At 70.3% G+C, this 15,867-nt stretch carries 12 protein-coding genes; 4 read left to right on the top strand and 8 right to left on the bottom strand.

Features of this window, described 5'->3' with window-relative positions; all coding sequences use genetic code 11:
- Nucleotides 1-122: 122 nt before the first annotated feature.
- Nucleotides 123-6,314, bottom strand: coding sequence for a DNRLRE domain-containing protein (locus tag ACFWWR_RS26720; protein ID WP_384305760.1), 6,192 nt, complete (start codon nucleotides 6,312-6,314; stop codon nucleotides 123-125).
- Nucleotides 6,315-6,982: 668 nt separating this feature from the next.
- Nucleotides 6,983-7,864: a DUF4190 domain-containing protein gene (locus ACFWWR_RS26715; RefSeq protein WP_383877492.1), complete on the bottom strand. Its 882-nt coding sequence runs from the start codon at nucleotides 7,862-7,864 to the stop codon at nucleotides 6,983-6,985.
- Between the two features lie 99 nt (nucleotides 7,865-7,963).
- On the opposite strand from ACFWWR_RS26715, the gene ACFWWR_RS26710 reads away from it, so the two are divergent.
- Genes ACFWWR_RS26710 through ACFWWR_RS26700 form a run of 3 tightly spaced genes read left to right on the top strand, consistent with a single transcriptional unit; the run spans nucleotide 7,964 to nucleotide 9,939 of the window.
- Entirely contained in the window at nucleotides 7,964-9,079 is a 1,116-nt protein-coding gene (locus ACFWWR_RS26710) for an adenosine deaminase (protein ID WP_383877507.1), read from the top strand.
- A gap of 18 nt (nucleotides 9,080-9,097) precedes the next feature.
- Nucleotides 9,098-9,784, top strand: coding sequence for a glycerophosphodiester phosphodiesterase (locus ACFWWR_RS26705; RefSeq protein WP_384305687.1), 687 nt, complete (start codon nucleotides 9,098-9,100; stop codon nucleotides 9,782-9,784).
- Nucleotides 9,760-9,939 (top strand): hypothetical protein, encoded by a 180-nt coding sequence (locus tag ACFWWR_RS26700; protein ID WP_384305685.1) that lies wholly within the window; start codon nucleotides 9,760-9,762, stop codon nucleotides 9,937-9,939. The genes ACFWWR_RS26705 and ACFWWR_RS26700 overlap by 25 nt, the downstream gene beginning before the upstream one ends.
- On the opposite strand, the gene ACFWWR_RS26695 is transcribed toward ACFWWR_RS26700, so the two are convergent.
- Nucleotides 9,921-11,582 (bottom strand): RNA polymerase sigma factor, encoded by a 1,662-nt coding sequence (locus ACFWWR_RS26695; protein WP_384305682.1) that lies wholly within the window; start codon nucleotides 11,580-11,582, stop codon nucleotides 9,921-9,923. The two genes, ACFWWR_RS26700 and ACFWWR_RS26695, sit on opposite strands and share 19 nt — an antisense overlap.
- A gap of 294 nt (nucleotides 11,583-11,876) precedes the next feature.
- Here ACFWWR_RS26695 and ACFWWR_RS26690 point away from each other — a divergent pair, with 294 nt between their 5' ends.
- Nucleotides 11,877-13,031 (top strand): serine hydrolase domain-containing protein, encoded by a 1,155-nt coding sequence (locus ACFWWR_RS26690; protein ID WP_384305680.1) that lies wholly within the window; start codon nucleotides 11,877-11,879, stop codon nucleotides 13,029-13,031.
- On the opposite strand, the gene ACFWWR_RS26685 is transcribed toward ACFWWR_RS26690, so the two are convergent.
- The 5 genes from ACFWWR_RS26685 to ACFWWR_RS26665 form a co-directional block, all read right to left on the bottom strand.
- Complete coding sequence (locus ACFWWR_RS26685; protein ID WP_383877498.1) at nucleotides 13,021-13,557, bottom strand: hypothetical protein; 537 nt, start codon at nucleotides 13,555-13,557, stop codon at nucleotides 13,021-13,023. The two genes, ACFWWR_RS26690 and ACFWWR_RS26685, sit on opposite strands and share 11 nt — an antisense overlap.
- Before the next feature lie 84 nt (nucleotides 13,558-13,641).
- Nucleotides 13,642-14,130, bottom strand: coding sequence for a hypothetical protein (locus ACFWWR_RS26680; protein ID WP_383877499.1), 489 nt, complete (start codon nucleotides 14,128-14,130; stop codon nucleotides 13,642-13,644).
- Entirely contained in the window at nucleotides 14,114-14,605 is a 492-nt protein-coding gene (locus tag ACFWWR_RS26675) for an RNA polymerase sigma factor (protein ID WP_383877500.1), read from the bottom strand. The genes ACFWWR_RS26680 and ACFWWR_RS26675 overlap by 17 nt, the downstream gene beginning before the upstream one ends.
- A 92-nt stretch (nucleotides 14,606-14,697) precedes the next feature.
- Nucleotides 14,698-15,309, bottom strand: a complete 612-nt coding sequence (locus tag ACFWWR_RS26670; RefSeq protein WP_383877502.1) for a class F sortase — start codon at nucleotides 15,307-15,309, stop codon at nucleotides 14,698-14,700.
- Nucleotides 15,306-15,689, bottom strand: coding sequence for a sortase-dependent protein (locus tag ACFWWR_RS26665; protein ID WP_383877504.1), 384 nt, complete (start codon nucleotides 15,687-15,689; stop codon nucleotides 15,306-15,308). The genes ACFWWR_RS26670 and ACFWWR_RS26665 overlap by 4 nt, the downstream gene beginning before the upstream one ends.
- Nucleotides 15,690-15,867 lie beyond the last annotated feature (178 nt).

Below are 15,867 nucleotides of genomic sequence, written 5' to 3'. Positions count from 1 at the left end.
GCCCGCTCCTTTTTTTTATATCCCACGGGGTTTGGGGGTTTGCGGGGGGGGTTGGGGGGTTGGGGCCCCCCCGCGGGGCCCCCCAAATCGCACAGCACAGGTGTGCGGTCAGCCGAGCCGGATCACGTCTTTGCCATGCAGGAGTAGGACATGTCGGCGACATACCCGTTCCATCCGAAGACTCCGACCATGCCATAGGTCCAGATCCTGGTACGGGGTTTCACCTGGACAGCCACGTGGACCGCCCAGCCGATCTTGATGGGGTTGTACCAGGAACCCTTGGCCTGCATCTTGCGCAGCTTGCCGCTGCGGCCGGGCGGGCTGCCCCAGACTTCGACGAACGAGACGTTCTTCGACAGGTAGCGGTTCGTCCAGCCCATCACCTGGACGTTCACGTAGTAACGGATGTACGGCCAGCCGTTCTTGGCGATACCGGCGCTGCTGCGGCTGACGATGATGCGCATCCCGTAGCCGTTCTTGATTCGGCGTTTCCCGCAGTTGGGGTACGTACCGGTGGCGTCAGTGGAGTTGCACGGGTCCGCGTTGGCGTAGTCGTACGCGTTCGCCGAACCGCCGGGTACGGGGTCGCTCTGCAGGAAGCGGCCCCGGGCCGGGTCATAGAGCCGTACCCCCATCAGGGTGAGGCGGGAGGGCGAGTCGGAGGGGCGCTGCTGCGAGCCCATCCATCCGTACCGGGTCGCCGCCTGTCCCACGCGCGGGTTGCCGTACTCGTCGTTCTCCAGCGCGACGGGTGCCACGCTCGCGTCCAGCGGGAGCTGGAGCGCGACGTCACCGTGGATGTTGGTGAACTGCAGGACCGTGCCGCCGGTCTTACCGGTGATGGCGCCGAGACCACCGACGGCCGTTTCCACGTTGCGGGTCAGCTCGCCGGTCGACGTGTTCTCGACGACCCAGCGCGGCGAGTCGGTGTCGCTGTCGTAGTGATTGACCTTGGACGACGTCTGCGTCCAGGTACCGCCGCTGTTGCTCTCCGTCGTCCATGAGCGGAAGCGCATGGAGGAGTCCAGCTGCCAGGTCTGCCTCTGAGTGCCCACAGTCTGCTGGCGGACCAGGTCGTTCGTGTAGTACCCGAGAGTGCCATGACCGGGTGCGGCGGTGGTGCGGCCGAAGGCGTCGTACGTGTAGCCGGTGTCGACCGCGCGGTCGGCACTGTCGTAGGCGTACGTCTTGGCAGTGCCTCCACTCGTCGGGCAGTCCACACCCGGAGCCGCGGCCGCTGTGGTGAGCGAGGTGCGGTTGCTGTGCTGGTCGAAACCGTATGCCCGGCGGGTGCACACCGTGTTCGCGGTGTCCAGAACAGTGGTCAGCCGACCGAGTGCGTCATACGCGTACGACTGGTCGGACCAGCCCGCCTGCGCGGTCACCTGGCCGTGGACGGACTCCTGAACCTGGTCGGAGAAGACCGTGGCGCCGTCGCTGTTCCGCGTGTACGTGCGGGACAGGGCCGAGCCTGTGGCGTCCTTCCGCTGGGTCATGGTGTAGCCGCCGGGCAGCTTCTCGCTGATGACGCCACCGTCGGCGTCGTAGTCGGCCTCGAAGCTGCCGGCGACGGAGTCCGTGGTGCGGGTGATGAGACCGCGCGGCTCGGCCGTGTGGTCGTAGCTGAACGTCAGCGTGGACGGGACGTTGTCACTGACCTTGACCGGACGGTCGAGGGAGTCGAACGCCATCGTCGTCACGCCACCGTCGGCGTCCGCGTAGGAGATCTGCCGTCCCAGCTTGTCGTAGGTCCGTGTGATCGTCCCACCAGAGGCGGAAGTCGTCTTGGACGACTGCCCGTTGGCCGGGTCGTACTCCGTGGTGACCTCCGGTACCGCGGTGCCCACGCCGCCGGTCATCACCGTCTTCGCCGGACGGCCGGCGTCGTCGAAGGTGGTGGTCGTCGTGCGGGTGCTGCCGTTCGCGGTCTCGATGATCTTCTGGATGCTGCCCCACCCGTCGTATTCGGTGGTCGTGGTCACCGCCTGGGACGGATTCGACCCACCGCCCGTGATCGCGCCGCCGGGGCCGATGGAGCAGAGCTGGTCGGCCCACTCGGGTCGGCCCGTGCACGGGCCGGTTCCGGTGGCTGACCAGTAGGCGGTCACTCGAGTGGTGGCGTCCGTGGAAGCGGAGCCCGGGAGAACCTCCTTGTGAATGCGTCCCTGGCTGTCGTACTCCGTCGTGGACGTCTTCGCCAGGCCGGCCGGATCCTGGATCGTCTTGACCGGCACGCCCTTGGCCCAGTCGTAGACGGTCTGCGTCACCCGGGTCTCACCCTGGACGGTGGGGTGCTCACGCACCTGAGCGCCCGTGGTCGTCCGGGTGACCTGGTCCTTCACGGTGGCCGTGCCGTCCGTGGGCCGGCCGGCGTCGTACTCGAAGAGCGTCCACGTACGCGCCATCACGGGTGTGCCGGCGGGGACCAGGGTCGTGGTGCCGGAGGCGAGGTCCTCCGTCAGTTCGATCCTGCGCAGCGGGCCGAACTCCTCCACCTTGCGGGCACCGTCAGCGGTGTGGACATGCCGGGTGGACAGCAGCTCCGCACGCTCCGCTGACGACAGCTGGGCGATGCCGAGCTCGGCCTGGGTGGCCTTGTCCGCGGCGGTGAGCCCCAGTGCGAGGGCACGGTTCGAAGCGGTCAGCTCACGGACGGTGTTACCGAATCGGTCGGTCTCCGTGGCGCCCATGTGCCCGCCGGGAGACGCCTGGTTGAGCGCTTTCCCGGAGACGCCCAGGTACTGGACGGTGGCACGCCGGTATTCCGTCGCGCCCAGGCTGCTGCCCGTGTGCGCGGTCGGTACCGAGTCGGGCGGGAACACGGCGGTCGCGTCGGTGGGTACGTCGGTCTGCCCCCACGCGCGCACGGCGGTGGTGCTCATGTTGTACGGGGCGCCGGCGCCGGTCAGCGGTACGTCGTAGACGATGCTGGTCACGGCCTCACCCTCGACCACATCGGCCGTGCCCTGCTTGAGGGCGGGGCGCGAAGCCTTCAACAGCATCCCTTCACCGGCGGTGACGGTGCTGCCCGCCTTGCCGTAGGTGAAGGTCCACGGCAGCTGGCCCGCAGGGGTGTACGTGGTCACGCGTCCTTCACTGTCGTACCCGTACGTCGTCTTGAGAGCGGGAGCGATCAGCGGCTGCCACGACTGACGCAGCCTGCCCGAGCTGTCGTAGGCGTACGCCTGCACGGACTTCGAGGTCGCCGCGGCAGCGCCCGGCTCGGTCGCCCAGAGCCGGATCTCCTTCGCCCGGCCCGCGTAGTCACCCAGCTCGGTGGCTGTGGCGGTGGTGCTCGTCGCGTAGACGAACTCCAGCACCCGGCACCCCTTCGTGGAGGGGGCTGTCGCGCAGGTCGCCGATTCCACGGCCGAGCTCTCGGCCACGACACGCTTGGGACGTGCCAGTTTCGCGCCGTCCACGGTGACCGTCTCGGACGCCATGGTGGTCGCCGAGTTCACCTTTCCGTCCAGCACGGTGGACGTCACATTCCAGACCGTGGACCCGGCATCCAGCTTGCGGAAGGACGTCACCGCACCCTCTGAGTCGGTGAGGGTGAAGGAACCCGTCACACTGCCCTTGAGGGTCAGCTTCGGCGAGCCGGGCTCCGGAATCCAGCCTGTCCTGGCGGCATTCGCCGTGAAATTGATCGAGTCGGTGTTGGATGCCACCACGTCGACCGAAGTGTCAGAGATCTTTCGGATGTGGGTGTAGTCGGAGTCGGTGACCTCAGCGGTCGTGCCGGCCGACCACTCCTTGCCGAAGATCATGACCTGGCCTTCCTGATCCGCGCTCGCGTCAGGAACACGGGAGGAAGAGGTACGGGAGACGCTGAGGCCAAAGTACGACGCCTCGGTCTCTGACAGGGTGAAGTCGCCGGTCAGCAGGTTCAGAGCACCCGGGCCGATCCGGCCGGGCGCTGCCCCCTGCGCGTTGCGATCGACCACGACGGTGTGTGGCTTGGTGCTCCCGGATGCGGCGTCAGGACCGGAGAAGTCGGCCTTGATCTCGATCGAGCCGTCCGGGTTCACCGTCTTGGCCGCGTCCCAGACGAGCGCGGCGTTGCGTCCACCGGTCATGGCCACAGGCCAGGCGGTCAGCACGGTTCCGTCGGACGTGACGTCGCCCGGCGGAATGCCCATCCAGGGGTCCGCCTCCGAGCGGCGCCAGGAGAAGGACACCTTGTCGTACTTCGTGTCGGCCTCCGCGACGAGAGACACCCTGCGGGCGGTGCGCTCGTTGGCGGAGGGCTGGAGGAAGCCGCCGGGCCCGGCGTGGAAGGTGTACTCGATCGCCTCGGACTTGTTGTCGGCCTTGTCGACAGAGCGCACCTGGAGGGTGTGCGTGCCGTCTTCCGAGGGAGTGATCGAGATGTTCTTGTCGACGGTGGAGCCGCCCGTGGCGACCTTCGTCCACGTCATACCGTCAAGGGACCACTCGAGCCAGTTGTGGTCGGCGGAAGGCGGGGTGACGGTGAAGGTGCCGGCCTGGCCCACGCCCTTGACCCACGCGGTGGACGGGTAGTCCGCCGACGTGATCTTCGTGGGAGCGGAAGGCGACTTGGTGTCGACCGTGAAGGTCTTCCACGCCGACCAGCCGTTGTTGTAGTGCGCCCCGTCGTACGGAGAGGTGCGGAACTTGTACGTCTTGCCGTCCGTCAGCACACCCGAGGGCACAGTCACCGAGGCGACCTGCCCGGAGGGCACGTACTTGGAGACCAGGACGTCACCGACCTGGGTATTGGTGGCGTTGTCGTAGACCTGGAAGGTGCCGTTGACCTTGTCGCCGTCGGCGTCGACGAAGGTGTCCCGCAGGGTCGGCGTCGTCGTGTTGACCACGTAGGCGCCGCTGTAGGAGAAGTACGGCGGGCCGGCCTCCTGCTTGGTGCCGGTGCGCGGCCGGTAGTTGTAGTTGACGACCAGCTTCGGCGGGTTCGCGGCGGCATTGGCGGAGTTGACCCGCTTCCACTGCGCCACGACCGCCTCGTCGGAGACGCGCAGGCCGATGTGGCCGCGGGTCGCCTTGGCCGACGCCCACTCCTGCACCAGTGCCGAGACATCGGCATTGATCCAGCCGTCCGGCTGGGTGGAGCACCCCGGGTTACCGGTGGTCTCGGTGGATGTGGCCTTCTTCGCCGTCCATGCCGGCTGCGCAGTCCATCGCGATGAGGTCGAGGCCGCGCCGGTGGACCACACCTCCCACGGGTGCGCCTGGCAGTCGGTGTTGCCCGAGTGGAAGTTCCACAGGCTCAGCTTGGCGCTGGAGACCAGTGCGTCCTGGATAGGACTGGTATTCCAGGAGATGAAGGACCGTGCTGTGCGCGCGGTGCCATCCGTGTTCTTGGTACCCGGGTTGCCCAGGTCGAGTTCGGTGTCGGTGGACCAGTCGACGGTCTCGCCCTGCTGTACGTAGGTGTCGAAGACGTTGCTCAGCGAAGACGTGGACGGGTCGACGGTGACGGGGTAGGAGGTGTCCGGGTCGGCGAGGAACTTCGCGTCCGGCGTCACCACCAGGTCGACGGAGGAACCTTTCTGCACCACCTTCAGGCTGACCTTGGCTTTGTGCGTGTGCTCACCGGACCGCTTGTCGACGGTGGCGTCCCACATCACCGGAGCGGGCATGACGGCCCGCTTCTTGTTCTTCTCGTCGGTGAACTGCACGCTTCCGTCGGAAAGCTGCTTCGCCTTGAGGCCCTTGGCCCTCAGCGGCAGCGTGTAGGAGTAGCCGTCCGATCCGGGGCGTTGCTTGATCTCGACGAACTGCTCGAAGCCGGTACGGGTGGCCTCCACCACCACGTCAGATCCCGGGACGGCGTTGGTGTACTCCGCCCGCGTCCCGTCCAGTTTCGGTGCCGGAAGGCCGCCCTTCCACTGGAGGGTGATCTGCTGGTCGCCTTCGCCGAGCGTCACCAGGTCGGTGGCTCTGGCCTGTTGCGCGGCCTTCAACGACTTCGCCGGAGTGCCGGCTCTGCCCGCCAGACGCAGCCCGGCCGGGTGCGCCTCCGGCTCGACAGCGCCTCCTGCCGTCTGGATCAGGTCGAGGTCGACGTCACGCCAGTCTCCCGTCGACGCGTCCTTGAACCGGACCGGCCCCGCGGTGAGTTCGGTGGTGAGCGATCCGTCCTTGTTCGCCCATGTCGTCGAGGTCTCCGTGCGCTCGGAGAGTGCCTCGACCCGCTTGCCGGACAGTCGGGCGGCCACGCGCGCGGACGGGATGTCCGCCGCCTCGGTGGCAGCCGCCTTCCTCGGAGCATCGGGTGCCTGAGGTGTGACGGCGGTTGCGGAGTACGCGCCGTCGAGCAGTGTGACGGCCAGGGCGAGGGAGAGGCTTCCCGCTATCCAGCGAGTGTTCCTCCTGGGCCCGGAGCGTCTACGTCCACGCGACGCAGGCTGGTGAACCATCAGAGTTTCTCAGGTCTTTCACTTCGTTCGAGCCGCATCACGGTTGTGATGGGCCCGTGAACGTACCGTGAGCAGAAGACCGGTAAAAGCGACAGATAGCTGCAAGAGGGGCCTGCGCCTGCCGGTTGGAAGGTGATGCAGCATCAGATGGTGTTGAATCTTCACCTCGCCGTGACCAATCATCTGAGGCGGCGTCAGAAGTTAGTCCGATCCGAGCGTGATCATTTGATTCTTCCTGGTCAGGCATGGTTTTTCTCGCCGTGAGGGAGAGGTGCCGCACCCGACCAGGAACTCGGTTCGACTCAAACGTTGCGAGATCGCTTGAGGGACGGCTTCTGATCTCTGCGGCCTGCTGTGCCTAGGGCCTGTCCGGCGGATCAAGTCGCAGGAAGTCCGCGGCGTCTCATCGACGCAGGTGAGCGGGGCCTGGTGCGTCGAGCTGCAAGGCGGAGGAGGGCGTCGACGCGATGGGGGTCCCCCCGCTCGAGCGAAGTCGAGAGTGGCGGGAGTCGGCAACCGACGACAACGCCGCAGATCGGCGTGCCAGGCCCCGCGTCTGCGGCATGATCCGCCGGACAGCCCTAGGACACGGCCACCAGCACCGCGATCATCCCGACGGCCAGGGTCAGACCCACCGAGCCGCAGATGATCCCGGCCAAGGCCTGGCCGGCGTTGGTGGCCTCGCCCCGCCGCGCCTTCTGCCGGGCCAGCACACCGAGGACCACGGCGACGATGCCGCCGATGATGGCGAACGGCCACATGCAGAAGCCCACGGCGGAGATGATGCCGACCACCATCGAGGCCGTGCCCATCCCGTTGTTCGGTGTGGGCGGCATGCCGGGCCAGCCGTAGTAGGCACCGGGGCCGTGGGAGTGCGGGGCGTGGGCGCCATAGCCGGGTCCGGGCGGGGCGGCGGGGTAGCCGTAGCCGCCGGGATAGCCGTACGGGGCCTGACCCGGGCCGCCCGGGGCGGCAGGCGGCCCGGGCACCTGCTCCTGTCCGTAGGGCACGGCCGGGAAGGGGGCGATGGGGGCCGAGGGCGGGACGGCGTCCGCCGGGCCGGGGGGCACGGGTGCGGCCGGGTCCGGCGGGGCGAAGGGGTCGTGGGAGCCGTTCGTCCGGCCCGGCGACGAGGCCGAGGGGGTGAAGGGCGAGGACCAGGGCTTGGGCCCCTCGGGGCCGCCGACCGGCGGCATCGAGGTGACCGTCTGCTGATCGTGCACGGAGGAGGTCGGCGGGGACACGGACCCCGTGTCGGCGATCGTGGCATTGGGGCCGACGGCAGCGTCCTGCGGCGGCGTCGGCCATGGCTTGGACCCGGCGTCGGGTCGGTCGGGCCCCTCGTCGGCCGGCGCGGCCCACGGGTCGGCGGCGGCGTCGGCGGGCTCACCGGTCCCGCCCGTCGGCGACGGCCAGGGCCCGGTGTTTCCCCGCGCTTCCGGCGTCTGCGCGTCGTCGGACATGCGCGGGCCCCCCTCTGTATGAACGTCCCGTCATGCTAAGGCCCGGGCCCGTCCGACGGGACCCCGGCCTACGATGATCCCCGAGTCACCGATCAGCCGATCACCCGCGTCCCGCCGCACGCCGGCCGGGGACGCCGTTCCCGGGGAGGAACCTTGACCGACCGTCTCATCGACCCCCGCGTCCCGCGCGACCTGCACGCCTTCATCGCGTCGCTGCCCAAGGCCGAACTGCATGTGCACCACGTAGGCTCCGCCTCCCCGCGGATCGTCTCGGAACTCGCCGCCCGGCACCCCGACTCCACGGTGCCCACCGACCCCGAGGCCCTGGTCGACTACTTCACGTTCACGGACTTCGCCCACTTCATCCAGGTGTACCTGTCGGTCGTCGACCTGATCCGCACCCCGGAGGACGTACGGCTGCTGACGTACGAGGTGGCCCGGGACCTGGCCCGGCAGCAGGTGCGGTACGCCGAGCTGACCATCACGCCGTTCTCCTCGACCCGGCGCGGTATCGACGAGGGCGCCTTCATGGACGCGATCGAGGACGCCCGCAAGGCGGCCGAGGCGGACTTCGGGACCGTACTGCGCTGGTGCTTCGACATTCCCGGCGAGGCCGGTCTGGAGGCCGCCGAGGAGACGACACGGCTGGCCACCGACGACCGCCTCCGCCCCGAGGGGCTGGTGTCCTTCGGCCTCGGGGGGCCCGAGATCGGCGTACCGCGGCCACAGTTCAAGCCGTACTTCGACCGCGCGATCGCCGCGGGCCTGCGGTCGGTGCCGCACGCCGGGGAGACGACGGGGCCCGAGACGGTGTGGGATGCGCTGACCCACCTGCGCGCCGAGCGCATCGGACACGGCACCAGTTCCGCGCAGGACGAGAAGCTCCTCGCCCACCTCGCCGAGCACCGGATCGCCCTCGAGGTGTGCCCGACCTCCAACATCGCCACCCGCGCGGTCCGCACCCTCGACGAGCACCCGATCAAGGAGTTCGTGAAGGCGGGCGTCCTGGTCACGATCAACTCCGACGACCCGCCGATGTTCGGCACGGATCTCAACAACGAGTACGCGGTCGCCGCCCGGCTGCTCGACCTCGACGAGCGGGGCCTTGCCGACCTGGCCAAGAGCGCGGTGGAGGCGTCCTTCCTCGACGCGGCCGGCAAGACGCGCATCAAGGACGAGATCGAGACCTGCACCGAGGCGTGGCTCGCTCCCTGATCCCAGCACAATGGGCGCATGCAGAAGCTGACCGCCGTGGCCCACCGCGGCGACCCCTACCGCGTCCGTGAGAACACGATCGACTCGCTGCGTTCCGCGCTTCAACTGGGCGCGGACGCGGTCGAGATCGACGTACGGCTCACCCGGGACGGTGTGCCCGTGCTGTTGCACGACGAGACGCTGAAGCGGCTGTGGGAGCACGACCGCCCGCTGCTGTCGCTGTCGTCGGACGAGGTGCGCGGGCTCACCGACGACAAGGTGCCGACGCTGGCCCGGGCGCTGGCCGCGACCGGCGACAGCCGGGTGATGCTCGACCTGCCGGGCACGTCCGAGGTGCGGGTGGCGCGCCGGGTCGTGGACGTCGTGCGCGAGTGCGGGGCCGAGGAGCGCGTGTACTACTGCGCGGACGCCAGGGCCATGCTCGCCGTGCGCGCCGCCGACCCGGCCGCCGAGATCGCGCTGACCTGGACGACCCTGGCGCCGCCGCGGCCGGCGCTGCTGGACGCGGTCCGGCCGCGCTGGCTCAACTACCGCTTCCCACTGGTCGACCGCGCCCTCGCCGAACGCGTCCACACCGACGGCTACCTGCTCTCCGTCTGGACCCCCGACACCCGCCGCTCGATGCGCCGCCTCATCGACATCGGCGTCGACTCGATCACCACCAACCGCATCGACATGCTGTGCGCGCTGCGGGACGCCGTCTAGCCTCGCGGCCCGGCGAACTCCACCGGGGGCGCGAACGCCTGTGCGTCCGCCCGCTCCTGCTCGCCCACACCTGGAACGGAGAGTTGAGGGACCGGATCGGCGAGGAGGCGCAGGAGCGCCACCGGCACGCGGAGCGCTACACGCGCGACTCCTGAGGGACGGTCGCCGGGTCGGCCGTGGTCGCGCGGGTGACGTACTGCGGCACCGGGGTGTCGTCCTTGCCGGTGTCGCGGACCAGGCCGTATCGGATCACGCCCTGGGGAGGGCCGGAGGTGATGTCCTCGGTCACCTTGTCCCAGGTGGTCGGGAAGACGGTCAGCCCGTAGGACGCGCCGCGCTCGTTCTGGTTGAGGGTGACGGTGCCGTCGACGTAGAAGTACTCGTTCTGCCACATCTGCTGGGTGCCTTCGGGCAGGACCGTGTAGCCGATGTCCGGGCCGCCCATGCCGGTGACGTAGCCACGGTCGGAACCATCCCCGATGACGTCGTCCATACGACGGCCGCCACCGGAGGCGACGTGGAAGATCTTGCCCTTCAGACCGGTCCAGGCCGGCATGGTCAGCCCGCCGGGCCGGTCGTGCGGCGCGATCTGCCAGCGCACCAGGACATAACCCTGCCCACTGAGCGTCACGCTCTCGCCGCGGTGCTGCATCACGGCCTGACGGCCGCCGGTGCTCGTGATCCCGGACTCGGGCCGGTGCGGCAGCGCCGCGGGCTCGGCGTCCGGGTCCGGTGCCCGGTCGACGGCGTCGACGACGGTGCCGTACAGGTCGGCCTCCTTCGTCGCCGAGGGCGTGGGGGACGGCGTCGGGGACGTAACGGGCGGTGGGGCGGCCGTGGCCGCCGGGGCGGAACTGGTGACGGTCGCGCGCGGTGGCGGGGCGGGGTCCGGGGGCTGCGTGACGACGTACGCGCCGCCCGCGACGATGGTCGCTCCCGCCGTCATGGCGACGGCCGGCTTGGTGAGGGCGCTCAGCACCTTGGCGGACCAGCCGACGGAGGTGTTCGCGGCCGTGGCGGCGGCCGCCGTCTTGCCGCCGAAGGCCAGCGAGAGGGTGAAGCCGACGGGGACCGGGACGAGCGCGATCCCGACGAGCAGGCGTTCCGCCGGTACGACCCGCTCGCGGGTGTCGCCGCAGTAGCCGCAGCCCCGCAGATGCCGGGCCAGGCGTTTGCGCCAGACCGAGTCCGGGCTGCCGTTCCAGCGGGCGGTCAGTTCGCGCAGGTCCGGGCAGGCGCCGTCGAGGGCGCGCACGATGCCGCGCGAGGTCTCCAGGCGCTCCTTCATCCGCTGGACGCGTACGGCGGCATGCTGCCGGCTGATGCCGACGGCCGCGGCGAGTTCGCGCCGCGTGAGCTCGCCGGCCACCTCCAGCCACCACAGCGACAGCAGCTGGCGGTCCTCGTCGTCGAGCCAGCGCACCGCCTCCGCGACCTCGCGCCGCTGCCCCTCCAACTGGAGTCTCAGGACGGTCAGTTCGGCGAAGTCGGCGGCGTCCCGCGGTGCCGACTCGTCCAGCCGGTCGGTGGTCCGGCGGCGGGCCCGGTCGCGGATCTGCCGCATGGCGATCGCCACCAGCCAGGACCGGAAGCTGTCCGGGTCGCGCAGCGAGCCCAGGTTGTCGACCGCCCGCAGCATCGTCTCCTGGACGACGTCGTCGACATCGGCGTGGCCGTTCAGGGCCCGTCCGACGATGTTGTACACCAGCGGCAGCCAGCCCGCGACCAGCTCGTCCAGCGCCTGCCGGTCGCCGGCCTGCGCGGCGGCGATGGTGGAGCGCCAGTGCTGCGTGTCCACGGGACCCTTTCGGTGGCTGGTGTGACGACTGTGGTCAGTGGTCTTCTGCACGCACCCTCTCAGGCAGGCCGGGGCTGTCGTATGTCCGGGATCACAGTGCGGAGACGGCGTGAAGGCCACCGGGATAACAGTTTTTGCGCGCCCCTAGGGGCTGCCCCTGACAACTCCCTCCCCCCGCACAGCACTTACTCGGGGTCCGACCAGGGGCGGGTGCCCTCCTCGGCGACGATCCGGAGACCGGCGCAGGCCCGGAGGATGATCACCAACACATTCGTCGACCATTGGAGCAGACGCATGCGCGCCCGCCGTCGTACGACCGTCCTCGCCGCCTCCCTCATCCTCGCCCTGGGTGCCGCCCCGCTGGCCGCCCCCGCGTTCGCCGCGTCCGGAACGGCCTCCTTACCGGCCTCCGCGCACACCACGCCGACCGGCCCGGACACCAAGGCACTGGAGGCCGCGCTCGAGGGCCTCCCCGACCAGGACGCCACCGCGGCCCTCGTGCGGGTGGGCGGCAAGGGCAGCTGGCAGGGCGTCGCCGGGGTGCGCGACCTGAGGACCGGGGCGCCCGCGCTGCAGAACGCGCGGTTCCGGGCCGGATCGACGACGAAGATCGTGACCGCGGCGATCGTGCTGCAGCTCGCCGCCGAGGGGCGGATCTCGCTGGACGGAACGGTGCAGCGGTACCTGCCCGGCCTGCTCACCGAGGACTTCTCGCCGATCACCGTGCGGCAGCTGCTGAACTTCACCAGCGGTCTGCAGCCGGGCGCGTCCCTCGGCGACAGCACGGAGGAGATGTATCCGCACCGCTTCGAGACGCTGACGCCCGAGGAGGTCGTGGCCGCGTCCGTCGCCAAGGGCCCGGACCCCGACCACGCGCCCGGCGAGCGGCAGCGGTACAGCAACATCCACTACACCGTGCTCGGCATGCTGGTCGAGAAGGTCACCGGCGACTCGTACGCGGACCAGGCGGCCGTACGGATCTTCCGCCCGCTCGGCATGGGGCACACCTCCTTCCCCGCCGGCCCCGACCCCCGCATCCACGGACCGCACAACCGCGGCTACGACCGGATCGACGGCAAGCTGGTGGACGTGACCGACTGGAACATGTCCGACCGGTGGGCGGCCGGGGACATGATCTCGACGACGGCGGACCTCGAACGGCTACTGGTGGGCGTGTTCAGGGGGCGTGTCGTACCCGAGCCGCAGCTGACGGAGATGTTCGCGGTGCCGGACGTGCCGGGCGCAACGATGGGCGCGCCGTTCTCGCCCTTCGAGCTGAACGGCCGGACGGTCTGGGGCAAGACGGGCTCCCGCCCCGGCTACCACACGGTCGTCGCGGCCACTCGAAACCTGTCCCGGACGGTGGTCTACTCCGTCAACTCGACCGACGCGAAGGGCGAAGGCCTTCCTATCGTCCAACGCTTCGCGTTCCCCGCGTTCAACCGCTGACGACGGCACCGGCGGGCGCTGCCGGCACCGGAGTCGTCAGCGCCTCCAGCCGCTTGATCTTCCTGCGTACGACATGCAGCGGGATCACCCCGAAGACCCCGAACGCCATGTCGATCAGGGTCCACCAGAAGGGGATCCCCCGGATCGGCCCGCAGATCAGCGCGAGCGGCACGATCCCGGCGCAGGCGATCATCCCGAACTCGACGACCCAGATGTTGCGGACCGGGTCGCGGTAGGGACCGTAGAAGGCGACCGCGATGACGAGGTGCGCGAAGGCCAGCCAGTCCGTGCCGTACAGCACGAAGGGGTACTCGGCGTCGACGACGTCGAGCCCTTGGCGGACCCGCTCGATCCACTCCATGAGGGCGGGCAGGTACTCCGGCACGGACAGCGCCCGCAACAGGTCCTCGGTCCAGCGCAGTTCGTGGACCAGGGGGAAGGCGGTGGCGCCGCTGAGCACCAGGCAGACGACGAAGAGGACCAACCACGCGCGGATGCCCTTGAGAAGGGCGGCTCTGTCGCTCATGGCAGCAGAGTAGCCCTTAATTGAACACGTTCAAAAGTGGGTTCTCGTGGTGTGCGTCACCGGGCGTCCCGGTGCGGCAGTGGCCTACGGTCCGGCGCTGCTCGCGGGTGGGGCGGATGCCCCGTAGGAGGCATCCACGGACGGCTCGGCGAACTGCGAGGTCGCGGTGAGCGACGGTGAGGGGGTCGGGGCGGAGGTACCGGCCGGACCGGAGGAACCGGGGGTCGCGGACGTGGGGTCCGGGCTGACGGGGGCCGGGCTGACGGGGGCTGGGGTCGCCGACGGAGCGGGCGGGACCGAAGGGCTGCTCGCGGGCGGCGGGGCGAGCGGGACCGACGGGGTCGCGGGTGCCTCGTGCGTGGCGAGGCGGAAGGGCAGCGCGGCGAGGGCGGCGACCGCGCACGTCACACCCACCCCGGCCGCGGCGCGCACCAGGCGGCGGCGGGCGGCACGGCGGCGGATCGCGTCGTAACGGCCGGCGGGTGGGCCCAGGTAGTCGGAGGCGGGCCGCAGGATGACGGCGAGCGGGTCGTCGGGCTCGAACTCCGGACCCTCGTCAGAGTGTGTGATCAAGACTTCTCCCCAGATGGGCGCGGAGCAGTTCGCGGGCCGCGTGGAGGTCGGCCTTGACGGTTCCTTCCTTGCGCCCGGTCAGCGCGGACACCTCCCGGATCGGCATGTCAGCGTAGTAGTGCAGCAGGATCGGGACGCGCAGTCGTTCCGGCAGCGACTGCACGAGCAGGCGCACCGAGGGGTCGGCCTGTTCGGTCTGCGGGCGTACGGCGGCCTCGGCAGTGGCACGGCGCACGGCCCTGCGTTCGCGTTCGAGCCTGCGCCAGTGGTCCCGGACGAGGTTGGCCGCGGTGACGTAGAGGAAGCCCCGGGGCTCCGCCACCAGGGTCCAGCGGCCCCAGAGCCGGGTGAAGGCCTCCGAGGCGATCTCGTGGGCCGTCTCGTCGTCGTCGACCAGCCTGCGGCACCAGCCGGCGAGGCGCGGGTAGAGGGCGGCGAACAGCTCGGACGCTGCCTTCTCGCGGGACCGTTTCAACGCTCTGCGTGCTCTCCATGGTCGTGACGGCGCTCGGTGGTGACGGTGTGCGGTGGTGACAATGCGCCGGGGGGGTGACGGTGTCCCGGGGGTCAGGAGCCGGCTGAACTCATCGTGGCGAAGACGATCACGTTGTCGGGGTAGCCGTCACCGGTGAGAGCGCCGCCGCACGTGATGAGCCGCAACTCCGGGCGGTCCACGTCCCCGTAGACCTCGTCCGCGGGGAAGTCGGCCTTGGCGACGGTGCGTACCTCGTCCACCGAGAACACCGCCGTCCTGCCGTTCTCCAGGCGCGCCTCGATCAGGTCGCCCCGGTGCAGCTCCGCGAGACGGTGGAAGACCCCGTCCCCGTAGGTGCCGACCGTGACGTGCCCGAGGATCACCGACGGGCCGACCTGACCCGGCGTCGGCGAGTGCCGGTACCAGCCGGCGCGGTCCTGCGCCGTGATCGGGGGCACCTGCACGCTGCCGTCCGCGGCCAGCCCCAGCCCCATCACCGGGGTGTCGACCCCGATGGCCGGGATCCGCAGCCCGGCCGGGACCGAACGCCCGAGTGCCTGCCCCGCCGGCGCGGAGGACCGCGCGGGCGGGGTCGTGCCCGTGGAGCGTGCGGTCGCGTCCCGGTCGGCCTCGGGGCCGCCACAGCCGGCGAGCAGCGAGGCCGTCGCCGCGGTGACGAAGGCGCGCCTGGAGAGCGAGGTCATGCCCCGGTCGCCCGCCGACGCCGTACGACGACGAAGGCCGCGCCGCCCACGGCACACACCGCGGCGGCGCCCCCGCCGATCAGCCCGCTCGCGGTTCCGGACTGCGCCGACTCTTCGCCGACGCCGGTGTCGGGCGCGCCGCTCGGCACGACGGACACCTGCCCCGGAGTGGGCGCCAGGGTCGGTTCCGCACTCGGATCGACGGTCGGTGCCTCGCTCGCATCGGTGGTCGCGGACGGGACCGGGCTCGCTTCGGCACCGGCGGACGGCACGCTGGTGGGGGCCGGGCTCGGGGTCCCGCCGTCGGCGAACGCCGGCACGGCACCCGCCAGCACGGCGGTGCACGCGAGTGCCATGGCGCTCAGGACAGTTCGGCGCATGAATCGCTCTCTCTCGTCGGTCCGCCCGCCAGGTGGCCCGGCGGGCTGGGTTGCAGATCGACGGGAGAGACGAGGCAGCGGGGGATCAGGTTGTAAAGAGATGGCAAAGCCGTCCTGGACGAAAACTCCGGCGTCGAGCAGACGGCCGAGGAGGAGGGGGAACGGCGCGGCCCCGGAC

It is taken from the genome of Streptomyces sp. NPDC058678 (assembly GCF_042714835.1).
Lineage (GTDB): Bacteria > Actinomycetota > Actinomycetes > Streptomycetales > Streptomycetaceae > Streptomyces.
Note: the sequence above shows the minus strand (reverse complement) of the source record. Positions and strands in the feature narration are given on the sequence as shown.